Here is a 23,269-nt window from a genome sequence, read left to right as displayed (position 1 = left end):
CGCGCTCGCGGCGCTGTCGTTGGGGCTGCTCGCCCTGGGCTTCGTGGCCCGGGCGCGGTGGCCAGAGTCGGGGCCCTCGCTCGACTGCCCGCCGGAGTCCGTCCGGTTGGATGCGGCGGGGCTGGCCACGTGCGGCCCTGGGAGCGTGCCCACGGGAGCCCAGGCGCTCGCCCTGGGGCGCAAGCTGGACCTCAACGCCGCGTCCGAGGCGGAGCTTGCCCTGTTGCCCGGTGTGGGCCGTGACCTGGCCCGGAGGCTGGTGACGGCTCGCGAGGATCAGGGCGGCCGGTTCACGAGCTGGGATGACGTGGACGCGGTGCCCGGCGTTGGCGCTGCCAAGTTGGAGACCCTCCGGGCAGCCACCGTGCTGGACCCGGCGGCGGCCACGGGGGGCGTATGGTAAGCACAGCCGGTGAAGATCGCCTGCCCGGAATGCTCGATGCAGTACGTGCTGGATGCCCGACTCCTGCCGCCCGGTGGCGCTTCGGTGCTGTGCACGCAATGCGGCCACGTCTTCATCGCTTCGCCGACCGGCGTGGTGCCCTCCGCGCCGAAGCTTCCACCGGCGGGTGCCATGGACCGCGCGGGGGCTCCGTCGTCCACGGCGAGCTTCGGCGGTGAGGGCGCATCCAGCCTGAAGTCCACGCAGCTGTTCGCGGGCACGACGACCGCTCCCGGCTCCTTCGTTCCGCGGCCGACGCCGGAGTCGGGGCCGCTGACTTCATCCGGCGTCGTCCCGCCGCCCCCCTCCATCGCGCCGGTCGCCTCTCAGCCCCGGCCTCCCGTGGGCCCTCCGGCCTCCGGAGTGCACCCGCCACAGGCGGCGGCGCCCGCGCGGACTTTCGGGGCACCGGGCCCCGCGTTCAGCGGGGGCGTCGGGCCGCCGGGCGGGGGCGCGGCTGCGCCGGTGGGTCCGGGGCCGCAGCGGCAAGCCTCGCCAGCGCAGGCTGCCGGGAGCGCGGCTCCTGGCGGGGCGACGCGCGCCTTCGGTGCCGTCTCCGCGTCGTCGTCCGGTCCGTTCCGGCTCGCGGAGCCGGGTGGGGCCGCGCGCCCGACGGGGGCGGTCCCCGGAGCGCAGTCGGAAGCAGGGGGGGCGACGCGGGCCTTTGGCGCGGTCTCGGGTCCCAGCGGGGCTCCCTCGGGGAGCTTCGATTCGAGCAGCGGCTCCACCCGTTCGTTCGGCGCAGTGTCGGGTCCCCAGGATTCCCAGGGGGCTGAGTCCTCCTCGGTCAGGTCCACCCGTGCGTTCGGTGCCGTGTCGGGACCGTCCTCCTCGGGTTCGTACAGCGCGGTGCCCGCTCCGGCGGAGTCCGTGGATTCGACCCGCGCGTTCGGTGCGGTCGAGGGGCCCTCGACGGGCGGCGCGGCGCCCATGGCATCGACGCGGGCGTTTGGCGCGGTGTCCGGCCCCGCGGAGCCTCCCGCGTCCCGCGCGGCCCCCCGGTCCTTCGAGAACATCTCACCGGCGGGCGACCCGCAGGATCCGCCCTGGTCCGGTGCCGCGAGCCAGCGCTCCAAGCTCGCTCCGGAAGGTCATCACGACGCGCCGTGGGCGATGTCAGGGCCGACCGTCAGCGTCTCCCTGCCTGACGACGCGCCCTTCGCGCGCGCGGAGCCCCTGAAGTCCTCCGCGACCTCCTCCGGAGACTCCCTGCTCGGGGGCGGCCTGGACCGGGCGCTTCCTCCGCGCAATTCCCCCCGTGAGCCGCCACCGGAGCTGCTCGGGGCCGCGCGCTCCGAGCCCGCGCTCATCGAGTACAGCTCCGGGTCGTCTCCCCTGCTTCCCCGGGTGCTCCTCGTCCTCGCGGTGCTCGCCGGCATCGCGCTGGCCGGGTACCTGGCGTATCCCGCCTTCCGCGACCGCAACGCCGCCATGCCCGCGGAGGCCGTGGAGCAGAAGGACCGGGCCGTGGTGCTCCTGCGCCGCGATGATCCTTCGTCGCGCGAACAGGCCATCCAGACCCTCCAGACCCTGGTCACCGCCCATCCGAAATACGCCGAGGTCCAGGCCGAGCTCGCCGTGGCCCTCACCCTCCAGCTGGGCGACCAGTACGCCGAGTTCGACCAGCTGCGCATCCGGCTGGAGAAGCTCAAGCGGGAGCTCGATGCGGTCACCGCGTCGAAGACTCCAGTGGACTGGGTGAACCGCGCGAACGCGCTGCGGGATGACGTTCGCGTCGTCGAGCGCGACATGCAGCCGCTGCGCGACGACATCGTCACGCGGCGCAAGGAGCTCGACACGCTGATGGAGTCCGTGCGCGCCGCGCCGGAGGTGGAGCCCGCCGCCACCGTGGCCGCGCGGCTCAAGGCCCACGCGCTCTTCGCCGCGGTGACGGGGGCCCCCAATGCGCTGGCCCTCGCGGAGCGCCTGCGCCAGACGGAGCTCGCACCGGCGTGGAGCGTGCTCGCCCGCGCTGAGTTCGCCCTCAGCTCCGGCTCGCCCGCCGCGACCCTCAAGGCCGTGTCCGAGGAGCTGGACGCGCTGCGCTCGCAGGACCGCACCCTCATGCGCACCTACGTGCTGGGCGCGCGGCTGGCCCTTCGTCAGGGTGATGCCGACACGGCCCGGAAGCTGCTCGACGAGACCCTGGCGTTCAACGGCAAGCACGAGCTGGCCCGGCGCATGCTCGCCGAGGTTCCCGCGTCCGAATCCGAGCCCTGAAGCGCTGACCGGCTCCGCTCCCAGCGACCCTGGAGAAACTCCAGTCCTCCGCCAGCGCTCGTTGGCCCTCTCGCCCTGAAGCCCCTCTGGAAGCCAAGGCACGCGCCTTGCTTTGTCCCTGGGTGTCGAGGACTCGGGGTTCGGAGGGTGGGTCGATGGCGGAGGTCTTCTTCTGGTGCGCGTCGCTGGCGCTCGTGCACACATATTTTCTCTATCCCTTGAGCCTGTTCGCCCTGGATGGAGTGGCCCAAGCCCTTCAGGGCAAGCGGAGGCCGCGCGCGGGGGAGGCCAGCCTGGCAGGGGGCAAGGCCGGAGCGCCGCCGTCGGTCAGCCTGGTGGTGGCCGCCTACAACGAGGCGAGCTGCATCGAGCAGAAGCTGCGGAACAGCCTGGCGCTGGAGTACCCGGCGGACCGCTTCGAAGTGCTCATCGGTTCGGACGGCTCCACGGATGGCACGGACGGGCTCGTGCAGCAGTGCCCGGATTCGCGCGTGCGCTTGTCTCCGGCGCCCCGCGCCGGCAAGACGACGGTGCTCAACCGCTGCATCCCGTCGGCTCGCGGCGACATCGTGCTCCTGTCGGATGCGAACACGATGATCGACGCGGACGCCGTGTGGAAGCTGGTGCGCCACTTCGAGGACCCGGAGGTGGGAGCCGTCTGCGGCAAGCTGCGCCTCTACAACCCCACGAAGCAGGACTACGAGGAGAGCGCCTACTGGAGCTACGAGTCCCTCATCAAGATGTACGAGGGCCGGCGCGGCGCGGTGGTGGGGGCCAACGGCGGGCTCTATGCCATCCGGCGCTCGCTCTTCACCCAGCTGCCTCCGTCCACCATCGTGGATGACTTCGTGATTCCGCTGCGCATCCTGGAGAGCGGCTACAAGGTCATGTACGAGGAGGCGGCCGTCGCCCACGAGGAGACGACGGAGGACTACGGCAAGGAGTTCGGCCGGCGCGCTCGCATCGCGGCGGGCAACTTCCAGAGCCTGCGCCTCGTGCCCGGGCTGCTCCTGCCCACGGCGGGCTTTCCCGCGTTCGCGTTCTGGTCGCACAAGCTGCTGCGCTGGTGCGCGCCCGCGCTGATGGTGGCGGCGTTCGTGGCCAACCTGTTCCTGCTCGACAGGACCTTCTACTGGGTGACGTTCGCGGGGCAGACGTTCTTCTACGCCCTCGCGTACCTGGGCAGGTCGGGTGTCTTCAAGCGCGGCGCGGCGAAGAAGGCGGCCTCCGTGGCCTACTACTTCGTGACCATGAACATGGCGATCGCCGTGGGGTTCTGGCGCTTCCTGCGCAACTCGCAGCGCGCCGCGTGGGACCGCACGGCCCGCGTGCCGACCTCCACCTGACCTTCGCGGGCGCCGGGCGCCGTCGGGTGACCGCGAGCTACCGGGCCGCGACGGCCATGGGCTTCGCGGACCCCGGCGGCAGCACGCTGCCGAACGCGGCGAAGAGCTGGCCGGTGAGCACGTTCGGCTGGCCAGGGCCGGGGCTTCGCAGGATGTCGTTGAGCACTTCGCCCGTCTTCGGGTCGCGGGGCAGGTGGGGGCGCGCCAGGTTCATCCGGTAGCGCACCACGCCGCGCTTCACCCGGTGGATGACGGTGACGGTGCCGTCCGAGTCCACACCGTCCACCAGCCCCACGTGGGTGAGGCCGTCGTTGCGGCGCCCGTCGCGGTTCTGATCATACGTCTCGCGGAAGAACACCAGGTCGCCGGGCACCGGGCGCCCGTCCGTGTAGACGCGGCCGTTGGCGCGGGCGTAGCGGTAGAGCGCGGTGACCCCGTTGTCTCCGGGCTTCAGCGTGCCCCGGAAGGTCAGCCCCGCCTGGGCGTAGGTGGCCTCGATGAGCGCCGTGCAGTCCGCGGGATAGCGCCGGCCATTCACCTGCACCGTGGATTGGCCCACCAGCGCGCGCGCCGTGGCCAGCACGCGCTCGCGCGGATTGGCTTCGGGGGCGGGGCTCGCCGTCGTCTGCTTCACGGGCGTGACGGGAAGCCGCGCCTTCGCCAGGGCCGTGGGGGCCTTCGCCACCGCCGGGCTCTTGCTCGCGGGGGCCTTCGGCGGGCGCCCGGCGGCCGGGCGCGGGCTCTCGCGGGACGCCACCTCCGAGGACAGGGCGGCGCGCGGGAAGGCCGGCGGGGAAGCGGAGCGGTAGCGCACCGGATCCGATGCCACCCAGGCCCCCGTGGGGGAGCCGGTCGCACAGCCCGTCGTCATCGCCAGCATCGCCATCCACGCGCCCAGCTTCATGGCCACCTCTTCCTGTAGCGTCCTGGGGCACAGGCTCCCCCCGTCCGGCGGTGTAGGCAAGAAAACCACCCAGGCAACCGGGCGGGGCGGCTCGGGTTTTCGACAGGGGGCGGGTGGGGTATTGCTGGAGGGGAATGCCCACCTTCCGCCGCGCCCTCGCCCTCGTGCTCCTGGCCACTGGTTGCTCGCACACGTCCTTCGAGCGCGCCAGCGAGCAGGACACCGTGCAGGCCTATCAGACCTTCCTTCGCGAGCACCCGGATGATCCCGAGGCCACGACGGCGCAGGGGCGCATCGAGGGGCTGGAGTTCGACGAGGCGAAGCGGCTGCACTCGGTCATCGCCTACAAGCGCTTCCTGGAGACGTATCCGGACGCGCCGCAGCGGCGGGTGGCGCAGTCGCTGCTGGAGGGCCTGCGCTTCAACGCCGCGAAGGCGGCGGACACGGAGTCTGGGTGGCGGCAGTTCCTGGCGGAGCACCCCGACGGCAGCCACAAGGAAGAGGCGCGGACCCGGCTCCAGGGGGTCCAGGAGCGCGACACCCAGACGACCACCGACCTCCAGCGCGTGACGCAGCTCCTGCAGGTCGAGCCCTCCGGCGCGCGCCGCGAGGAGCTGGAGCGCAAGCTGGACGACGAGAGCTACGCCCAGGCCCGCGACGCCGGGAAGCTCTTCGCCTACCTGCGCGACTTCACCGCGGGCGTCCACCGCGAGGAGGTCCGCGTCAAGCTGCTGGAGCTGGAGGTGGAGGGGCTGCTCGTCTCCGGGCTCGTGGACGAGGCCGAGGCGAAGGTGAAGACCCACCCGTTGGGGCCGAAGCTGACGGGCTTCTCCGCGCGCCTGGCCCGGGCCCGGGCCGAGCAGGGCGCCCTGGCCCGCACCGAGCCGGCCGCCCGTGCGATGCAGGCGGGCCACTACCTGCGCGACCTGGAGGACCTGAAGCGCGCCCTCGTCGCGCCGGATCCGCTGGACCGCTGGCAGGCGGCGGAGGAGCTGGGCCAGCACGTGTCGGTGCGCGCGGTGGATCCGCTGCTGGAGGCCCTGCGCACGGCGCGCAATCCGTTGATCCGCCAGAACGCGCTCGAGGCCCTTCGCTCGGTGCTCTCCGCGCTGCCCGCCCCGGTGGCGGCCTACGAGGTCGCCGTCCGGCTGGAGTCCCTGCGCGAGCGCGCCACCAGCTCGGAGCTGTACCTGACGGTCGCGGTGCTCCTGGACCTGAGCGGCCAGGTGGAGCAGGCCGCCAGCCAGTACCAGCGCGTCTATGAGGCGGGCGGCACGGATCCGCTGATCCTCTGGCGCTGGGTGCAGCTGCGCGAACAGCGCCGCCAGGCCTTCTCCGCCGCGGTGGCCGCCCGTCAGCTGGCGGTGTGGGCCCAGACGACCGCGCGCGAGGAGGCGGTGTCCGAGGAGGGCGGGGTGCCCCTGGCGGCGGCCCGCCAGCTTTGCGCCGCGGTGGTGGACGCGCGCTTCGCCGCCCAGGCCATCACCCGCGCCCGAGGGATGAAGACGGAGTTCCCGGAGGACCTGGCCACCTTCGAGCGCGCCGCCCAGGACGCGGTGCGCCTCTCCGAGGCGAAGCTCGCGGACGCGGAGCTGCTCCTGCGCCAGCAGCACCCCGGCGTCCGGACCTGCGCGGATCAACAGGTGGCCGAGCGCCTGTCGCAGGGAGTGAAGGAGCGCACCCAGGCGCTCCAGCAGGCGTCGAGCGCGAAGCTGCCGAAGCCGGTGGGCACGCTCTTGATGGAGCTGGCCCGCGAGCGCGATCCCTCCCCGGAGGTCCGGGCCGTGGCGGCCTCCCGGTTGGCCGGATCCACCCCTCCCTGAGACGGACTGGCGCACCCGGTCGCGGCGGTTAGAGTCCCGCCCCCCATGGCCGCGCCCTCTCCGCTGAACCTCGCCGTCCCCGCCGGAGCGCCCGCACGCCGTCTGGACCTGGAGGGCGCGCTCAACGACGCGCAGCGTGCGGCGGTGGAGGCGGGGGAGGGGCCGGTGCTCGTCATCGCCGGGGCGGGCTCCGGCAAGACGCGCACGCTCACGTACCGCGTGGCGCGCATGCTGGAGCGGGGCGTCCCGCCCGCGGCGCTGCTGCTGCTCACCTTCACCAACAAGGCCGCGAGGGAGATGCTCCGCCGCGTGGAGGAGCTGGCGGGCGGCTTCGCGGACGTGGGCCGCCTGATGGGCGGCACCTTCCACCACGCGGCGCACGTGCTGCTGCGCCAGCACGCGGGCGCGCTGGGGTTCTCCACCGGCTTCACGGTGTTGGATCGCGAGGACGCGCGCGACCTGATGGCCACGTGCCTCGCCGAGCGCAAGCTGCGCAGCGACAAGCGCTTCCCGCGTCCGGACGCGCTCCTGGACCTGGTGTCGCTCGCCACCAACCTTCAGCAGCCGGTGTCGGAGGTGCTGGTGGAGCGGCGGCGGCACCTGCTCCCGGTCGCCCCCGAGGTGTTCGCCACCGCGCGCCGCTTCCAGCAGCGCAAGGCGCAGCTGCACCTGATGGACTACGACGACCTGCTCGCGCACCTGAAGCGCCTGCTGGAGGAGCATCCGTCCGTCCGCGCGGAGCTCACGGCGCGCTTCCAGGGCGTGCTGGTGGACGAGTACCAGGACACCAACCGCCTCCAGGGCGACCTCGTGGACCTGCTCGCGGGCGAGCGCAAGAACGTCACCGTCGTGGGCGACGACTGCCAGTCCATCTACAGCTTCCGGGGCGCGGCGTTCACCAACATCATCGACTTCCCCCAGCGCTACCCCGGCTGCGGCATCTACCCCCTCACGCGCAACTACCGCTCCACGCCGCAGGTGCTGCGGCTGGCCAACGCGGTCATCGCGCGCAACACCCGGCAGTTCCCCAAGGCGCTCCAGTCCGACGGCCCGCCGGGCCCCGTGCCCCAGGTGGTCCCCACGCGCGACGTGAAGGCCCAGGCTGGCTTCGTCACCGGGCGCGTCCTCGCGCTGCGCGCGGAGGGCCACCGGCTGGAGTCCATGGCGGTGCTCTACCGCGCCCACCTGCACTCGCTGGAGCTCCAGCTGGAGCTGGCCCGTCACGGCCTGCCGTTCCGCGTGCGCTCCGGGGTGCGCTTCTTCGAACAGACGCACGTGAAGGACGCGCTCGCGCACCTGCGCTGGGCGCACAACCGCGCGGACGAGCTGGCCTTCAAGCGGCTCGCGCGGCGGCTTCGCGGCGTGGGCTCGGCCAGCACCGAGCACCTGTGGACCGCCCTGGCCGCGCTGCCCCCGGAGCTGCCCGTGGCGGACGCGCTGGCGCACGCGGACGTACAGGCGCACGTGCCGCGCAAGGCCCAGGCGGGGTTCCAGCGCTTCCAGTCGCTGATGTCCGCGCTGTCGGCCGGGGGCCCCCGTGGACCGGGCGCGCTGCTCGCGGAGGTGCTGGCGGCGCGCGAGGTTCCGGCCGGCCCGGACGTGGTGGAGACCCACGCGGAGGACCTGCGCCAGCTCCAGGAGTTCGCCGGGCGCTTCGAGGACGTGCCCCGCTTCCTGTCCGACATCGCCCTGGTCTCCGAGTTCTCCGCCCGGGCGGCCCTGGACGGAGGCGGGGAAGGGGGGGCGCCCGACGACGTGCTCACCCTGACCACGGTCCACCAGGCCAAGGGCCTGGAGTGGCGGACCGTCTTCGTCCTGGGGCTCACCGACGGCCGCTTCCCCCTCTCTCGCGTCACGCTCGCGCCCGAGGAAGAGGAGGAGGAGCGCCGCCTCTTCTACGTCGCCGTCACCCGGGCCCGGGAGGCGCTCTGGCTCGTCTACCCCCACACCTCGCTGCCCCGGGAGGACGGGCGGCTGCTCCTCACGCCCTCGCGCTTCCTGTCCGAGCTGCCCTCGGGGCCTGACGCGGTGTGCGAGGCGCTTCCGCCCCCGGAGCCAGACGGGCCGATCCGCGTCCGCGAGCTGGGGCCGGATCCGGACCCGGAGCCGTGAGCGGAACGGCCAGGAGCCAGGGCCCTTGGCGTGCCGGCCGGTTGAAACTACAGCCAGGGAGGAAGCGTCCGCCTAGAAACGCGCACGCGACGGCATGACGTGCTAGAGAGTGAGAACGGGCGCGGCCTCCCCCTGAGCAGCGCACGTTGACCTTCATGGCGGACAGACCTCGCATCGTCGGGATTGACCTGGGCACCACCAACACCTTGGTGGCGTCCGTGCGCAACCGCATCCCGAAGATCGTCCCCACGGACCGAGGCAACCTCATCCTGCCCTCCGTGGTGGCGTTGTCGGCCAAGGACGACCTGCTGGTCGGCGGCGTCGCCAAGGACCAGATGGTGACCAACCCCAAGAATACGCTCTGGGGCACCAAGCGGCTCATCGGCCGCAAGTACCATTCGAAGGCGGTGGAGGACCTCAAGGGGTACTTCCCCTACGACATCGTGGAGGACCCCAACGGGGACGCCGCGGTGACGATGGGCGGCAAGCTCTACACGCTGCCGCAGGTCTCCAGCTTCGTGCTGTCGCAGCTGAAGACGATCGCCGAGCAGTTCCTGGGCGGCCCCATCGACGCGGCCGTCATCTCCGTCCCGGCCTACTACAACGACAACCAGCGCAACGCGGTGAAGGAGGCCGGGCGCCTGGCTGGCTTCGACGTCAAGCGCATCGTCAACGAGCCCACCGCCGCGGCGCTCGCGTACGGCTTCAACCGGGGCCTGGATCAGAAGGTCCTCGTCTATGACCTGGGCGGCGGCACCTTCGACGTCAGCGTGCTGCACCTGGCCGGCAATGTCTTCGAGGTGCTGGCCACCGGCGGCGACTCCTTCTTGGGGGGCGCGGACTTCGACAACCGCATCATGGAGTACGTGCTGGAGCGCTTCCGCGACGAGACCAAGGTCGACCTCGCGGACCACCCCATCGCCCTGCAGCGCATCAAGAACGCCGCAGAGGCGGCGAAGATCGACCTGACGCTCATCCCGAACGTCGTCATCGACCTGCCCTACATCGAAGAGCGCAAGGGCAAGCCGCTGGACCTGCGCATCCCGCTCACCCGCGACTATCTCAACAACCTCACGGGCGACCTGGTGGACCGCACCTTCGACATCTGCGACCGCGTGCTCGCGGAGAAGGGCATCTCCCGCTCGGAGATCGACGAGATCATCCTGGTGGGCGGCCAGAGCCGCATGCCGCTGGTGCAGCAGAAGATCCAGGCCCACTTCGGCAAGGCGCCGCGCAAGGGCGTGCACCCGGACGAGTGCGTGGCCCTGGGCGCGGCGCTCCTGGGCGACTCGCTGGGCAGCATCGACGCGGTGACGCTCCTGGACGCGCTGTCCATGCCCATTGGCTACGCGATGCCCAACGGCCGCGTGAAGCGCATCATCGAGAAGAACTCGCTCATCCCGCTGGTGAAGAGCTTCCGCCTGCCGCCGCCCAAGGATCCGGGCTCGCCCTTCATCGAGCTGGACATCTACCAGGGCGACAGCGACCTGATGGTGGACAACGAGTACCTGGGCACGGTGCGCGTGCCGGCCGCGTCCGCGGGCCGGAAGATCGACTTCCGCCTCACCGAGGAGTGTCTCCTCCAGGTGCAGGTGGAGGACGCCAGCGGCATGTCGCGCAAGGTGGATCTGGCCACCCGCGACACGCCGGAGCAGCTGAAGAAGGCACTGCAGGAAGTCGCCTCGCGCAACGCGCAGGCCGCCCCGTCGAGCAGCAGCGCGACGAGCGACGACCGCGGCCTCTTCTCCAGCATCAAGAGCATCTTCCGCAGGGGGTAGGGAGGCGCGATGCCGAAGTTTCCGTCGAAGGAATGGCTGGACGAGGCCGTCCGGCTCACCAACGCAGATCCCGAGTGCGCCATCGCCGGCAAGGGCTGGAAGGGCGACTTCGGGGCCATCATCGAGGCGGAGAAGGGCAAGCTGGACAAGTCCTTCGTCGTCCACGTGGTGCCCGGGGACTGCAACATCCAGCGGGCCCGCGTGCTGTCGGATCCCGACGACCTGGACGAGCTGGAGCCGGTGTACCTGGCCCGCGCGCCCTATTCCGTCTGGAAGCAGCTGCTGCTGGGCACGCTGGATCCGGTGGAGGCGGTGCTCAAGCGCCGCATCTCCATGCGGGGCGACCTGCAGCCGCTCATCGAACGCATGCGCTACAAGGGCATCGCGGACCGCGTCTTCGCCGCGCTGAAGACCGAGTTCCCCGACGGCCCCTGAGCCGGAAGGACACCTCCATGGGCATCCGGGACGACTTGAAGAGGCAGGCGCTGGGGTTCTCCAACAGGGCCATGGAGAAGCTCATGGCCGACGAGAAGCGCGCCCTGGCCGTGGCCGAGGCCATTGGCCGGGTCCAGCGCGGCAAGCAGGCCCTGGACCGGGGCCAGGACGAAGTGATGAAGGCCCTGCACTTCGCGCCCCGGAGCGACTTCAAGGCCGTGGGCAAGCAGCTCGCGGGCCTCAAGCGCCGCCTGCGCGAGCTGGACGAGAAGCTGGCGGAGCTGTCGGAAGAATCCCCCTAGGAATTGCGTTGACACTCGCGCGGGCGGATGGCACTTATCGCCGCGTTCGTTGCGCAGCGGTGGCAGCGGGCAGCACCTAGTCGGGCGCGTAGCTCAGCGGTAGAGCACTGCCTTCACACGGCAGGGGTCGCAGGTTCGAAACCTGCCGCGCCCACTTCAAAGAAAGGCCGTGAGTCCCTCAAGGGCTCACGGCCTTTCTCTTTTCCACCGCCGGACAGTCGCCGTTCCGAGGGCGGAGGGCGCCGTTGGGTGCCGTACGCGCCAGGGGGCGCAGTGTCGGGTTCCGGTGGAATCGCCCTGGGTGGCACGTGGCCGCGATCCACGGGCTGTGGGACCGTCACGGCCGTGCCCAGGACATTGCGCTTCACGTGGGATCAGCAGGGACGGGCGGTCGTGAGTGGCCTGCCGCCCGACGACGTGCTGGCGGACTACCTCGCCTATGAGCTGCGGCCGGATCCGAACCGGGCGCAGGGGATGCTGCGGCTGTTGGTGGCCCTGCGGCAGGGCAAGCGCGAGCGCTGGGACGTCACCGGTGACGCCTGGAGCCTGGAACTCAACCGCGCGCGGGCCTCCATCCACAGCGAGGACACCATCCCCGGGCGATCCCAGGACCTGCCCCTGGAGGAGTTCGAGGCCGCCATCCGCTCCTGGCTGGAGTTCATGGAGCTGTCGCGGGTCCATTGATGTGGCCGGGCCCGTGAAAAAAGACCCGAGCCCCCACGCGCTTCGGGGGCCCGGGCCCGGAGCCCCACACCCCATGGGACCCACGTCCTTCACAAACTTTCGGCGACCGGCGCCGCGCGCTCAGGCCTTGGTCGCGGCAGGTGCCTCCGGCGAACCTTCCTTCGGACCCGGCGGCGTGACTTCCGGCGGCGTGTGGCGGGCCTTCACCAGCGAGGCCACGATGCTGGCGCCCAGCACCAGCCCGATGACGCCCAGGGACACCGCGGGCGACAGGTGCACCACGTCCACCAGCGCCATCTTCGCGCCCACGAAGACGAGCACGCCGGACAGGCCCACCTTCAGGTAGGTGAACTTCTCCATCGCCCCGGCCATCAGGAAGAAGAGCGAGCGCAGGCCCAGGATGGCGAAGATGTTCGACGTGAAGACGATGAACGGGTCGCGCGTCACCGCGAAGATGGCCGGGATGGAGTCCAGCGCGAAGAGCACGTCCGACGCCTCCACCAGCATCAGCGCCATCAATAGCGGCGTCGCCAGCTTCCGGCCGTTCTCCACGGTGAGGAAGCGCTGCCCGTCGAAGCGCGGCGTGGAGGGGATGACGCGGCGGGCGGTGCGCATCAGCCAGCCGTCCTCCGGGTGCTCCTCCGCGTTGCGCTGCACGAAGAGCTTCACGCCGGTGAGGATGAGGAACGCGCCGAAGACGTAGATGAGCCAGTGGAAGCGCTCCAGCATCGCCACGCCCGCGAAGATCATCGCGGCGCGCAGCACCAGCGCGCTCAGGATGCCCCAGAAGAGCACCCGGTGCTGGTAGAGCGCCGGGACCTTCATCGCGGAGAAGATGACGACGAAGACGAAGATGTTGTCGACGGAGAGCGACTTCTCGATGAGGTAGCCGGTGAGGAACTCCATGCCCGGCCCGGCGCCATAGCGCCACCACAGGAAGCCGTTGAACGTCAGCGCCAGGCTCACCCACACCGCGCTCCAGGCCCCCGCCTCCTTGAAGCTCACCGCGTGGGCCTTGCGGTGGAAGACACCCAGGTCCAGCGCGAGCATCGCGAAGACAAAGGCGATGAAGCCGCCCCACAAGGCGGGACTGCCGACGGTTTGTATGGAGTCCAAGGTGTTCACCTGGGGGAGGCACGGGGGGCCGCCCCCCTCACGACGGGGAACCAACCCCTCTCAAATAGGAGCGCACGAAAACTTCGGCAAATAGGGAATCCGGACGCGAAGCTTCGGAAAAACAGAAGCATCCCCCAGGGCAGGTGTGCGGACCACGGGGGGAGGCGGTCGTCCAGGGGCTTCGGACGCAGGGGGAGTGACGGGAAGTGTTCACTCCCCTCAGGGTTTTCAGAGGCCCCGGCTGAGATTGTTTTTCACCGGGCCACTGGGACCCAGCCAGGCGCTCGCTCCTCCCCCGGCCCGTGAGCCCTGGAGGCGTGCGCGGGTGAAGTCGGCCGTCGGCGAAGGCGTCACGGCTGCTGCCCGCCCCGTGGCCCCCGTCCACGGAAACCCCCTCCCTGATGCGGAACCGATTCGTCCTCACGTCCAGCGCCCTGCTGTTGGCGCTCCATACCTTGGGCTGCAGCGCGAGCCCTGACGGTAATCCGACCCCGACCGACGAGGTGAGCACTCCCGCGCCAGCCCCCACGGACCCCACGGCGCCCGTGCCTTCCCCCGTGCCGGACGAGGGCACGACCGAGCCTGTCCCGTCGGAGCCCACACCTGTTCCGTCGGAGCCCACACCTGTTCCGTCGGAGCCCACGCCGACGCCTACTCCGACGCCCACGCCGACGCCCACCGAGCCCTCGGGGCCGAACCTGGGGGCTCAGGGCGTGGATGCCTTTGGCGTGACGATGCTCTATCCGTCCAAGCCGGACGGCGAGTCCTGGACGCTGGCGGACAACGCGACGGCGGACGCGCGCTTCGTGCCCCAGGACACCATCACCCGCAACGCCGACGGCTCCTGGAAGATGAAGAGCACGAAGGTCCGGATGAGCGCCTACACGTCCACGGGGTACGACCCGAAGCAGATCGCCACCTACGACCGCGACACGCTGGCGAGCCGCGGCTACATGCAGGCGCCGAACGACTGGAAGAACATCGAGATGACCGGCTTCGTGAAGGTCAACGCGGTGGCCGACATCCAGGACAACTTCGCCTGGTACGCGCGCGGTGGGAAGCACAACGACGACCACTCCGGCTGTGAGGGCAGCAGCTACAAGGGCGGTCTGCACTACGACGGCCGCGTGCGCTGGGAGAAGGAGACCTGGCACGTGTCGTATGACCAGACGCCCTACAAGACGGCGACCACTTCGCTGCTGGGCCGCTGGGTGGGCTTCAAGGCGGTGATGCGCAACGTGCCGGACGCGAAGGGCGCGGAGGCGGTGAAGCTGGAGCTGTACCTCAACGACAACGCGGACAAGGTCACGTGGACCAAGGTCTACGACGTGACGGACGCGGGTGACTGGGGCGGGGACGCGCAGCACTGCGGCGGCTCCGTGGGCGCCATGCCGATCACCTGGGGCGGCCCCATCGCCACGTTCCGGTGGGACAGCGCCCAGGACGTGGACTTCAAGTGGCTGAGCGTCCGGGAGATCCAGCCCTAGTCGGGCCGGACGCCGCCGCGCGGAAGTGAAAAGGGGAAGGGGGCCTCGGGGGGCCTCCCTCCCTTTTTGTCGTCGGGCCGACGCGGGTTGCGTGGGCTTTCCGACACGAGGCCGGCGCCGGGATGCCGGTGGCGGGAGACGCCCTAGCTTCGCAGCCTAGCTGGCGCCGGGGCCACTGCCGCCCGCGGTCTTCCACCCGTGGGCGCGGTCCTCCCGGCCGCCCCTTTCATTCGAGGGACGACGTTCATGCGGATCACCTTCCTGGGTCATGCGGGCTTCGCGGTGGAGACCGCTGGGGCGCTCGTCGTCATGGACCCGTGGCTCACGCCCCAGGGGGCCTTCGACTCGGCGTGGATGCAGCTGCCGCGCAACCACCACCTGGCGCCCCACGTGCGGGAGCTCCTGGAGACGCCGGGCAAGGAGCGCTTCCTCTACGTCAGCCACGAGCACAAGGACCACTTCGATCCGGAGTTCCTGGCCACCATCGCCCAGCGCGACTTCACCGTGCTGGTGCCGAAGTTCAAGCGCTCGGAGCTGCAGGACATCTTCGCGAAGTACGGGTGCAAGCGCGTCATCGCGTGCGAGGACTCGCGTGAGATCCCCATCAAGGGGGGCTACATCAAGCTCTTCGTGTCCGAGCAGGGCACCAACCGCGACTCCAGCGTGATGGTGCGCGGCGACGGGCAGTGCTTCCTCAACATCAACGACTGCAAGATGCATGACCGCCTGGTGCGGGTCATCGCGGAGGAGGGCCCCATCGACGTCTTCTCCGCGCAGTTCTCCGGCGCCATCTGGCACCCCACCTGCTACGAGTATCCGCGCGAGACGTACTCGGCCATCTCCCTGAAGAAGCGCGACAGCAAGTTCGAGGCGGTCGCGCGCGCGCTGGAGGCGGTGCAGCCCCGCGCCTATGTCGCGGCGGCGGGGCCCGCGGCCTTCCTGGACCCATCGCTCTTCTCCCTCAACTTCGAGGACGTGAACATCTTCCCGCGCGCGCCGACCCTCTTCTCCTTCCTGGAGAAGCGCCTGCCCACCGCGCCCACGCGCTACCTGGAGCCCATGCCCGGGGACGTGCTGGACGCGGGCACGCTGGAGTACGTCTCCCAGGCGACGGAGCGCGTGACGACGGAGAACTTCCGGGACTACCTCCAGAAGTACGCGAAGGACATGGCGCACGTCTTCCGCGAGCGCCGCCGCAACCTGATGCGCGAGGAGGTGGAGGACATCCTCGGGCGCCTGCGGGTGGAGCTGCAGCGCAAGCTGGACCTGTTGGACCTGCACGAGCGCGTGGGCATGCCCTTCTACGTGGAGCTGACGGAGGCCCCGACGCGGCTGCTGCGCGTGGACTTCAAGCAGCGCCGCGTGGACGTGGTGCCGGAGATGCGCGACACCACCCGCTACGCGATGAAGGTGAGCGCCAGCGACATCGTGCGCGTGCTGGACCGGAAGCTCAACTGGGAGGACTTCCTCCTGTCCTTCCGGCTGCGCCTGTCCCGCAACCCGGACGTGTACGAGCCGGTGCTCCACGGCTTCCTGGGCGTGGAGGTAGAGGACATCCGCGAGTTCTGCGACGGCATCCGCGCCACGGAGTCCCAGAAGGAGCGCACCGTGGTGGAGGCCGGCGGCCAGCGCTTCTCCATCCAGCGCTTCTGCCCACACCAGGGGGCGGACCTCGCGGAGGGGTGGGTGGAGGAGGGCCGCTACGTGGTGTGCCCGCGCCACCGCTGGCAGTTTGATTTGCAGAACGGCGGCGCGTGCAAGACGAACAAGTCCACGCTCTGCGCGGAGCCCGTCGTGGACAAGCCGGAGGGCGGCAGGACGGACCGGGGCGGCGACAAGGCCCCGGCCGAACCGCACACCTCCGTGGACAAGGCCTCCGCCGAACCGGCGCGCGTCTGACTTCAGCTTCCCCGGTAGGTGGAGAAGCCGAAGGGGCTCAGGAGCAGCGGGACGTGGTAGTGCTCGTCGGTCGCGGTGACCTCGAACACCACCTGCACGTACGGGTAGAAGCCCCGCTGGCCCCGGGCCTGGAACCAGGCCCCGGTGTCGAAGGTGAGGCGGTACACGCCGGGCTCGAGCTTCGTGTTCGCGCCCGACAGGTCCTTCACCCGGCCATCCGCGTTGGTGACGCCGCGGGAGCGCTCCTGGAAGGACTCGCCCGCCTTCGCCTCCAGGACCAGGGAGAGTCCTTCGGCGGGGCGGCCCGTGCTCGTGTCGAGGACATGCGTGCTGAGGGTGCTCATGACGCGAGGAGCTTCTCCAGTCGGATGCGGGTGATCTTCGCCTGCTCCCCGGCCGCGATGCGCAGCTCCACGTCGGGGGCGTGGTCCATGCGGCCCTGGAGCAGCTCGAGCATCTGGGCCGCGCTCTTGCCCGTGGCGCAGACCAGGAAGATGAAGCCGTAGCGGGCCTCGTAGTCGCGGTTGCCCTGGGCCAGCGCCTCCAGCACGCGCTCGCCCGCGGCGGCCACGCCCTGCTGCTCCTGGGATGACCACTGCGCGGTGGAGGCGAACTTCTCCCGCAGCTTCGCCACGTCGCCGATGCGCGGGTGGTGCGTGAAGGCCTCCTTCCAGTCCTCCGGCCCCGTGAGCGCCCAGGCGTCGGCGGCCTCCGCGTACAGGTGCTCCGCGTCGCGGAAGGGGCGGACGGCCAGCATCCGCCGCACCCAGCGCGTGCTGCCGCAGCAGCGGGTGAGCGCCTGGGTGGCCTCCTCCGTCGTCGCGGTGTTCAGGCGCTCCAGCGGTGTGCTCACGCCGGCTCTCCGAAGAGGCGCAGCCTGCTGACGCCGCCGTCCGGGAAGATGTTGAGGCGCACGTGGGTGATGGGGCCCACGTCCTTCAGCTCCTTCTCGAAGACGTGGCAGTGGTCCGCCTGGAGCTTCGACTGCGGCAAGAGCTCCTTCCACGCCAGGTTCGTCGCGTTGGCGAAGTCCAGCAGCGGCTCCTCCAGGTGGATGCCCTCCAGCGAGCAGCGGTCCGGGAAGTTGCCCTTGAAGTAGTGGGTGTCCACCTCCGCGCGGCGCAGCGTGCCCGCCGTGGCCAGCTTCACGACGATCCAGTCGAAGCCCGGCACGCGCTTGCGGCGCGTCTCCCAGCCCTCGCCCATGTTCGCCGCGCGGCCCGGGAAGATGAGGTTGTCCTTGGTGCCGAAGAACTGATCGTTGCACGTGACGACGGAGCCGCCGTTCGCCGCCGCCGCCAGGTCCACCAGCCCCGCCTTCTTCAGCGCGTGCCAGTCCGGCAGCACCTGCCCGTGCACGCGCAGGCGCGCGACGCCGCCGTCCGGGAAGATGTTGAGGCGCACGTGGGTGAAGCGCCGCTCGTTCGCCACCGCGAAGAGGTTGCGGGAGCCGCCCCGCAGCCGCGACTTCGGCACCAGCTCCGTCCAGCGCGACACGTCCTCCGCCAGCGACTCCGGCGTCGGGTCCCCGTCCACCTCGCACGCCTCCAGGGAGGCGTACTCCGGGAAGTTGCCGAGGAAGTGGTTCGTGTCCACGTCGATGCCGTGGATGGCGCCGGGCAGGCCCAGCTTCACGATGCACCAGTCGTAGCCGGGCACGCGCTTGCGGCGCGTCTCCCAGCCGTCCATCCACTTGCCGCGCTCCGTGTACTTGTCCGCGATGAAGACGCCGCGCCCGGGCTCCAGCATCGCTTCCTTGGGCGCGAAGAACTCATCGTTGGCCAGGAGGGCTCTGCCACCCACCTTGCGTGCGGCGAGGTCAATCAGGTCGGCGAAGGCGACGTGCATCGCCCCGGGTGCTTCGGCTTGCATCGGTTTTCCTCTCCCGGACTGCTGGGGCTAGCCGCGCGGCAGCCACTGCCCGATGCGCGGGCCCGTCAGTCCCTCGGTGGCGTCGAAGATACGCTGGCCGCGCAGGTATGTCCTCATCACGCGGCCCTCCAGCTCACGTCCCGCATAGGGCGTCAGCCGGTGCCGGTGGCGGATGTCCTCCGGGGCCACCTTGAAGCGCGCCTCCGGGGCGAAGACGACGAAGTCCGCGTCCAGCCCGGGCTTCAGGGCCCCCTTGCGCCCCGACAGACCGGCCAGCTTCGCGGTGCGGTGCGCCATGCGCTCCACCAGCACGTCCAGGCCCAGCCCATGGGCACGCATGCCCGTCCACACCGCCGACACGCTCAGCTGCAACCCGGCGATGCCGCCCCAGGCGCCGGAGAAGTCCCCGGCCTCCAGCTTCTTGAGCGCGGGGGTGCAGGGCGAGTGGTCCGAGACCACCAGGTCGATGAGGCCGCTCTTCACCGCGCTCCACAGCCGCTCGCGGTTCGCCGCCTCGCGGATGGGCGGGGCGCACTTGAAATGCGTGGCGCCCGCTTCAATCTCCTCCGCGCTGAAGGTCAGGTAATGCGGGCACGTCTCCACCGTGAAGGGCAGCCCTTCCGCCTTCGCCTTCGCGATGTCGTCCAGCGCGTCCGCCGCGGACAGGTGGACGATGTGCACGGGCGCCCGGTGCTTCCGGCACAGGTCGATCATCATCCGGATGGCGTCCACCTCCCACGCGGCGGGGCGCGACGCCAGGTAGCTGGCGTAGGCGCGCACGTCGCCCGCGAAGGGGGGCTCGTGGTCGGTCAGCTCGGCGTGCACCAGCAGCGGCACGCCCGCCTTCGCCAGGAGGGGCATCGCCACGTCCAGCACCTCGCGCGTGGCGGCGGGGAACTCGTCCACGCCCGAGTGCACGAGGAAGCACTTGAAGCCGGGGGCGCCCGCGTCGACCATCGCCTGGAGCTCGCCCGCGTTGCCCGGGATGACGCCGCCCCACAGGCCGTAGTCGATGGCGCACTGGCCCGCCGCGGCCTCGGCCTTGGTGCGCAGCGCGCCCAGCGTGGTGGTCGCCGGGATGGAGTTGAGCGGCATGTCCACCACGGTGGTGATGCCGCCCGCCGCCGCCGCCGCGGTCGCCGTGGCGAAGCCTTCCCAGTCCGTGCGGCCGGGCTCGTTGATGTGCGCGTGGCTGTCCACGATGCCGGGCAGCAGCGCGTCCCGGCCCAGGTCCACCACCTGCGCGTCCCTGGGCACGTCCACCGTCGCGTGGATGCCTTCGATGCGCCCGTCGCGCACCACCACCGCCGCGGCGCGCGTGCCTTCGGGCGTCACCACGCGCTCGCTGCGAAACACCGTCAGGGAAGAACTCACGGCTCGAACTCCGTCAGGGCGTAGTCCGCGAGCGCGCGGAAGTGGCGCTCGCTGTCATCCAGGTAGAGCTGTTGGGTGATGCCGCCCACCAGCCGGGGCAGGCTGTACTTCATGCCGGAGATGCTCGCGCCGCCAAAGCCCAGCGAGAGCAGGCACCCGAAGGTGTAGTTGAACACGCCGCCAATCCAGGGCGCCGTGCCCGGCCGCTTCTCCTGGAACTGGAAGGCGGGGCCCAGGTACGGGTGGCGCAGCAGGTCCGCGTGCTGCTCGTTCTCCGGCGGCGTGAAGCGGTCCTGCCACAGCGCGATGTGCGGGTGCAGCTCCGCCAGCTCCGGGCGCAGCGACAGGTCCGTGGTGAAGCCGGACGCGATGATGAGGAAGTCGAACGTGTGCGTCGCATGCGGGGTGTGCACGACGGCCTGTCCCTCCTGCTCCCGCACCTCCACCCAGGGGCTGGCCGCGTGCAGGTGGAAATGGGGGTGGCGGCGGGCGCGCTCGAAGGTGTCGCGCGGCGGCAGCTGGCCCATCTCGATGATCTGCCGGATGAAGCGCCAGCGCTGGGCGTCCGGCAGGTCGCCGTGGTGGCGCAGGAAGCCCGCGAACTCCGCCCAGCGGTAGGGGTTCACGTTGGGCAGCTTCTTGCGCCGGTAGAACAGGTCCACCTGTCCCGCGCCTGTCTCCAGCGCCACCGACGCGTTGTCGAACGCGGACGCCCCCGCGCCCAGCACCCCGACGCGCTTGCCCCGCAGGGACTCGAAGTCGATGGGGTCATGCGTGTGCGCCCAGAGCGAGCGCGGCAGGGCGCGCACCTCCGGGGGCGCCTCCCAGCGGCCGGAGCCGTCGATGCCGGTGGCCAGCACCACCTTGCGCGCGAGCAGCGTCTGCGTCTCGCCGGCGTGGGTGGCGGGCACCTCGAAGCAGTCCAGGTCCGCGCGCCAGTGCAGCGCGCCGGCCTTCGTGCCGCACGTCACGGGGATGCCGAGCACGCGGCGGTACCAGAGCAGGTAGTCCGCCCACAGCTCCTTCGGGATGAGGGCCACCTGCCGGAAGCCCTCCTCGCCGTGCTGCGCCTCGTACCAGGCGCGGAAGGAGAGGTTGGGGATGTTGTAGTCCGGACCGGTGAGGTACTTGGGCGTGCGCAGGGTGAGCATCCGCGCGAACGTCTTCCAGGGGCCGTGGAACCCATCCCTGCCGTCGTCCAGCACGCGGAGGTTCGTCACCCGCTCGCGCATCAGCCCGAACGCGGCGCCCAGCCCGCTCTGGCCTCCGCCCACGATGAGCGCGTCCAGGATGGGGCGTCCGTCCGGCGCGGAGCGGGGCGGCACCCAGCTCCGGGACGGATAGGCGAGGATGTCCAGGTCCCGGCGGAGCGCGTCTTCCAGCGCATCCAGGCCCTGAGGGGGACGGAGCAACGAAACCAGCGAGTCGCGGTCGTGCATCCATCGCAGGAACCCACGCCCGGATTTCCCACGCAAGGGGGGCTGGCCGGAGATTCGCCCGGTCTGGGGTACTTCCTGACAGCCCCCTTCAGAGATGAGAGGTGGGCCCGGCCGCCTGGGGGACGAGCAGTTCGAAGCGCACGCGCGCGTTGTCGGTGCGCATCCCGGCGGGGCCCTCCAGGGAGAGGGCGTCGGCGGGGAGGATGCCTTCCCAGACGCGGATGCCGTCCGCGTAGACCGTCAGCACGTCCGCGGCGATGCGGGCGCGCAGCGAGTGCGCATCCCCCTGGGCCAGCTTGTCCAGCGGCTCCATGAAGCGCGGGCGGATGGTGGTGTAGCCGGCGTTGCCGCACTCGCCGCTCTGGTGGTCGTCGGGGTTGCGCTTGAAGTTGACCACGATGCCCGCCGAAGGGGCGATGCGCCACATGGCGTAGATGACGTTGCAGCCGTCCTGCGCGCGCAGCTTGAGGCCCACCTGTTCCCGCAGCTCGCCGGAGGCCAGGGGAATCACCTTGTCGGTGACGCCCAGCCAGGTGAAGCGCAGCTCCACGTCGTCGCCCGTCGTCTCTGGAATGACCGCGCGCTGGCGGGGGCCCTCGATGGTGAACTGCGTCCCTTCCGCGACGAGCCGCGCCTGCGCCTGCTCCGCGACCGCGCCCTGCGTGATGTGCAGCTGCTCCCGCGTGACGGACGCCCACCTGCCGTCTCCCGGGGACGGAGGGCGCGCGGGCGGTGCCGGCTCGCGGGAGGTCACCGGTGGCTTCATGGAAGACCTCGTTCCGCTACACGCGCCGTGGCTCAGGAGCAGCCCGCCCGCCCACAGCATCAAGACGCCCGACGTTCCGAACGCAACCAGCCGCCGTTGCCGGGCTTCTCTCACGAGTCCGCTCCCGCGAGCAGGGACCGGAGCGTCTCCAGGTGCGCGCCCAGGTAGGCCTGCTCGGCCTGGAGCCGCGCCAGCTCCAGGTGGAGGTAGTCCCGGAAGCGGCGCACCTGATGCGTCTCCAACTGCTCCACCTCGCGCAGCTGCCCCTGGAGGTCCGACACCAGCGTGGACACCTCGCCCAGCCGCTGCTGCTCGGTCCGCTCGGTGATGCGCAGCTCGCCCAGCAGCTGCCGCACCTGCCGGGGCGCGCCGTCCACCGCGTCGCGCGCCTCCTGGCGGCGGCCCTCGCGCGCCTGCGCGTTGGCCTTGCCCTGCCACAGGTTGCCCAGGTTGTAGCCCAGCGTGAGCTGGCCGAAGAGCGGCGTCTTCTGGTCGACGTTGAAGACCTCGTCGTAGCCGCCGCGCGCGCTCACCCGCCATGCCCGTGCCTTGCGCAGGCCTCCCGTCAACGCCTCCACCTGATCATCCGCGGCCTCGAAGGCGGTGAGGAGCGCGCCCAGGGACTGGCCCGCGGGCGGCCCCGGCTGGAGCGCCAGCTGCTCCCGGGCGCGGGTGGTGTCGCGGGCGAGCGAGCGCAGGTGGTCCAGGCGCACCTGGAGCGCGTTGAGCTCCTCCAGCGTGGCGCCACCGCCGACCAGGTCGTCCCGCACAGCGGCCACCAGCGCCTCCGCGCGAGGCAGGGAGGTGGCCAGCGCCTGGGCCCGGGCGTCCAGCGCCGCCGCCTCGCCCAGCCGCGCCCCCTGTTCCACGGCGCTCTGGAGCGCGGCGAGCGCCTGGTAGCGCCGGCACTCGGCCTCCGCGCGGGAGTGCAACGTGCGTCCGCGGTAGATGCCCACGAAGTCATAGCCCAGCCCCGCCGTCACCCGCAGCTTGGGCGAGCCCAGCGGGGTCTCGTCCGAGCCGCCCTGCGCGTCGCCCGCGTTCACCGCGCCGATGCTGGCGAACACCTCCGGCGCCAGCTCCAGCGCGGCCTCCGCGCGGGACGTGCCGCGCACGCGCTCGCAGTAACCACGCGCCGGGTCGGCGTGGGTCCGCACCGTCCCTTCTTCCCCGGCCGCCGCGGCCATGTTCGCCCACAGCCCAAGGCCCAGCAGGGCTCCTGTCGCGAAGCTCGTCCGCATCCTCCGCTCCATTTCCATTCTCAAGAAGG

Annotated in this window: 20 protein-coding genes, 1 tRNA gene and 1 pseudogene; 13 read left to right on the top strand and 9 right to left on the bottom strand. The window is 71.2% G+C overall.

The features are described 5' to 3' along the window. Positions 1-19 precede the first annotated feature (19 nt). The 4 genes and pseudogenes from GTY96_RS10130 (at position 20) to GTY96_RS10120 (ending at position 4,008) form a co-directional block, all read left to right on the top strand. Positions 20-403, top strand: coding sequence for a ComEA family DNA-binding protein (locus GTY96_RS10130; RefSeq protein ID WP_235685510.1), 384 nt, complete (start codon positions 20-22; stop codon positions 401-403). A 9-nt stretch (positions 404-412) separates the two neighbouring features. Then, positions 413-511: pseudogene (locus tag GTY96_RS38705) on the top strand (zinc-ribbon domain-containing protein); the annotation flags it as partial. A 744-nt stretch (positions 512-1,255) separates the two neighbouring features. Next, positions 1,256-2,662, top strand: a complete 1,407-nt coding sequence (locus GTY96_RS37555; RefSeq protein ID WP_235685509.1) for a tetratricopeptide repeat protein — start codon at positions 1,256-1,258, stop codon at positions 2,660-2,662. 155 nt (positions 2,663-2,817) lie between these two features. Beyond that, positions 2,818-4,008 carry a glycosyltransferase family 2 protein gene (locus tag GTY96_RS10120; protein WP_161664598.1) on the top strand — a complete coding sequence of 397 codons (1,191 nt, stop codon included), beginning with the start codon at positions 2,818-2,820 and terminating at the stop codon, positions 4,006-4,008. Between the two features lie 37 nt (positions 4,009-4,045). Here GTY96_RS10120 and GTY96_RS10115 read toward each other — a convergent pair whose 3' ends face one another. Next, positions 4,046-4,912: a CHAP domain-containing protein gene (locus GTY96_RS10115; protein ID WP_161664597.1), complete on the bottom strand. Its 867-nt coding sequence runs from the start codon at positions 4,910-4,912 to the stop codon at positions 4,046-4,048. 134 nt (positions 4,913-5,046) lie between these two features. Here GTY96_RS10115 and GTY96_RS10110 point away from each other — a divergent pair, with 134 nt between their 5' ends. From GTY96_RS10110 to GTY96_RS10080, 7 genes are all read left to right on the top strand, one after another. Beyond that, entirely contained in the window at positions 5,047-6,735 is a 1,689-nt protein-coding gene (locus GTY96_RS10110) for a HEAT repeat domain-containing protein (protein ID WP_143900836.1), read from the top strand. A 45-nt stretch (positions 6,736-6,780) separates the two neighbouring features. Further along, a complete protein-coding gene (locus tag GTY96_RS10105) occupies positions 6,781-8,847 on the top strand; it encodes an ATP-dependent helicase (RefSeq protein WP_161664596.1) in 2,067 nt (688 codons plus the stop codon). A 155-nt stretch (positions 8,848-9,002) separates the two neighbouring features. Beyond that, positions 9,003-10,625 (top strand): Hsp70 family protein, encoded by a 1,623-nt coding sequence (locus GTY96_RS10100; RefSeq protein WP_143900834.1) that lies wholly within the window; start codon positions 9,003-9,005, stop codon positions 10,623-10,625. A gap of 9 nt (positions 10,626-10,634) precedes the next feature. Then, a complete protein-coding gene (locus GTY96_RS10095; RefSeq protein ID WP_143900833.1) occupies positions 10,635-11,060 on the top strand; it encodes an SCP2 sterol-binding domain-containing protein in 426 nt (141 codons plus the stop codon). Between the two features lie 17 nt (positions 11,061-11,077). Continuing rightward, on the top strand, positions 11,078-11,362 hold the full coding sequence (locus GTY96_RS10090; protein WP_143900832.1) for a hypothetical protein: 285 nt from the start codon (positions 11,078-11,080) through the stop codon (positions 11,360-11,362). An 82-nt stretch (positions 11,363-11,444) separates the two neighbouring features. Continuing rightward, a tRNA-Val gene (locus GTY96_RS10085) sits at positions 11,445-11,516 on the top strand. A gap of 239 nt (positions 11,517-11,755) precedes the next feature. After that, entirely contained in the window at positions 11,756-12,046 is a 291-nt protein-coding gene (locus GTY96_RS10080) for a hypothetical protein (RefSeq protein ID WP_186001870.1), read from the top strand. Between the two features lie 120 nt (positions 12,047-12,166). On the opposite strand, the gene GTY96_RS10075 is transcribed toward GTY96_RS10080, so the two are convergent. Then, the gene (locus GTY96_RS10075) at positions 12,167-13,096 is read right to left on the bottom strand and encodes a TerC family protein (RefSeq protein ID WP_370456583.1); all 930 of its coding nucleotides are present in this window, start codon (positions 13,094-13,096) and stop codon (positions 12,167-12,169) included. A gap of 464 nt (positions 13,097-13,560) precedes the next feature. On the opposite strand from GTY96_RS10075, the gene GTY96_RS10070 reads away from it, so the two are divergent. Further along, positions 13,561-14,649, top strand: a complete 1,089-nt coding sequence (locus GTY96_RS10070) for a carbohydrate-binding protein (protein WP_407926974.1) — start codon at positions 13,561-13,563, stop codon at positions 14,647-14,649. Between the two features lie 246 nt (positions 14,650-14,895). Further along, the gene (locus GTY96_RS10065; RefSeq protein WP_161664594.1) at positions 14,896-16,548 is read left to right on the top strand and encodes a Rieske 2Fe-2S domain-containing protein; all 1,653 of its coding nucleotides are present in this window, start codon (positions 14,896-14,898) and stop codon (positions 16,546-16,548) included. Positions 16,549-16,550: 2 nt separating this feature from the next. Here the strand turns inward: GTY96_RS10065 and uraH are convergent, their stop codons facing one another. The 7 genes from uraH to GTY96_RS10030 form a co-directional block, all read right to left on the bottom strand. After that, entirely contained in the window at positions 16,551-16,892 is a 342-nt protein-coding gene (gene uraH / locus GTY96_RS10060; protein ID WP_143900828.1) for a hydroxyisourate hydrolase, read from the bottom strand. Beyond that, positions 16,889-17,401, bottom strand: a complete 513-nt coding sequence (uraD, locus tag GTY96_RS10055; RefSeq protein WP_143900827.1) for a 2-oxo-4-hydroxy-4-carboxy-5-ureidoimidazoline decarboxylase — start codon at positions 17,399-17,401, stop codon at positions 16,889-16,891. Before uraD ends, uraH begins: the two co-directional genes overlap by 4 nt. Beyond that, the gene (gene alc / locus GTY96_RS10050) at positions 17,398-18,420 is read right to left on the bottom strand and encodes an allantoicase (protein ID WP_143900825.1); all 1,023 of its coding nucleotides are present in this window, start codon (positions 18,418-18,420) and stop codon (positions 17,398-17,400) included. Before alc ends, uraD begins: the two co-directional genes overlap by 4 nt. A 27-nt stretch (positions 18,421-18,447) precedes the next feature. Continuing rightward, on the bottom strand, positions 18,448-19,794 hold the full coding sequence (gene allB / locus GTY96_RS10045) for an allantoinase AllB (protein ID WP_161664593.1): 1,347 nt from the start codon (positions 19,792-19,794) through the stop codon (positions 18,448-18,450). Further along, a complete protein-coding gene (locus GTY96_RS10040; protein WP_161664592.1) occupies positions 19,791-21,233 on the bottom strand; it encodes an FAD/NAD(P)-binding protein in 1,443 nt (480 codons plus the stop codon). Before GTY96_RS10040 ends, allB begins: the two co-directional genes overlap by 4 nt. 88 nt (positions 21,234-21,321) lie before the next feature. Then, the gene (locus GTY96_RS10035; protein WP_235685507.1) at positions 21,322-21,999 is read right to left on the bottom strand and encodes a hypothetical protein; all 678 of its coding nucleotides are present in this window, start codon (positions 21,997-21,999) and stop codon (positions 21,322-21,324) included. A gap of 110 nt (positions 22,000-22,109) precedes the next feature. After that, positions 22,110-23,240, bottom strand: coding sequence for a hypothetical protein (locus GTY96_RS10030; RefSeq protein ID WP_161664591.1), 1,131 nt, complete (start codon positions 23,238-23,240; stop codon positions 22,110-22,112). Positions 23,241-23,269 lie beyond the last annotated feature (29 nt).

Source organism: Corallococcus silvisoli, from assembly GCF_009909145.1.
Classification (GTDB): Bacteria; Myxococcota; Myxococcia; order Myxococcales; family Myxococcaceae; genus Corallococcus; species Corallococcus silvisoli.
The sequence above is the reverse complement of the archived record's forward strand: the minus strand, read 5'-3'. Positions and strand labels throughout refer to the sequence as shown.

Excerpts from the sequence above, each read along its gene's own strand:
- GTY96_RS10065 (WP_161664594.1), top strand. The coding sequence starts at position 14,896 with ATGCGGATCACCTTCCTGGGTCATGCGGGCTTCGCGGTGGAGACCGCT.
- GTY96_RS10040 (WP_161664592.1), bottom strand. The coding sequence starts at position 21,233 with ATGCACGACCGCGACTCGCTGGTTTCGTTGCTCCGTCCCCCTCAGGGC.
- GTY96_RS10105 (WP_161664596.1), top strand. The coding sequence starts at position 6,781 with ATGGCCGCGCCCTCTCCGCTGAACCTCGCCGTCCCCGCCGGAGCGCCC.
- GTY96_RS10075 (WP_370456583.1), bottom strand. The coding sequence starts at position 13,096 with ATGCTCGCGCTGGACCTGGGTGTCTTCCACCGCAAGGCCCACGCGGTG.
- uraH (WP_143900828.1), bottom strand. The coding sequence starts at position 16,892 with ATGAGCACCCTCAGCACGCATGTCCTCGACACGAGCACGGGCCGCCCC.
- GTY96_RS10115 (WP_161664597.1), bottom strand. The coding sequence starts at position 4,912 with ATGAAGCTGGGCGCGTGGATGGCGATGCTGGCGATGACGACGGGCTGT.
- alc (WP_143900825.1), bottom strand. The coding sequence starts at position 18,420 with ATGCAAGCCGAAGCACCCGGGGCGATGCACGTCGCCTTCGCCGACCTG.
- GTY96_RS10030 (WP_161664591.1), bottom strand. The coding sequence starts at position 23,240 with ATGCGGACGAGCTTCGCGACAGGAGCCCTGCTGGGCCTTGGGCTGTGG.
- GTY96_RS10120 (WP_161664598.1), top strand. The coding sequence starts at position 2,818 with ATGGCGGAGGTCTTCTTCTGGTGCGCGTCGCTGGCGCTCGTGCACACA.
- GTY96_RS10035 (WP_235685507.1), bottom strand. The coding sequence starts at position 21,999 with ATGAAGCCACCGGTGACCTCCCGCGAGCCGGCACCGCCCGCGCGCCCT.
- GTY96_RS10100 (WP_143900834.1), top strand. The coding sequence starts at position 9,003 with ATGGCGGACAGACCTCGCATCGTCGGGATTGACCTGGGCACCACCAAC.
- GTY96_RS10090 (WP_143900832.1), top strand. The coding sequence starts at position 11,078 with ATGGGCATCCGGGACGACTTGAAGAGGCAGGCGCTGGGGTTCTCCAAC.
- GTY96_RS10110 (WP_143900836.1), top strand. The coding sequence starts at position 5,047 with ATGCCCACCTTCCGCCGCGCCCTCGCCCTCGTGCTCCTGGCCACTGGT.
- GTY96_RS10095 (WP_143900833.1), top strand. The coding sequence starts at position 10,635 with ATGCCGAAGTTTCCGTCGAAGGAATGGCTGGACGAGGCCGTCCGGCTC.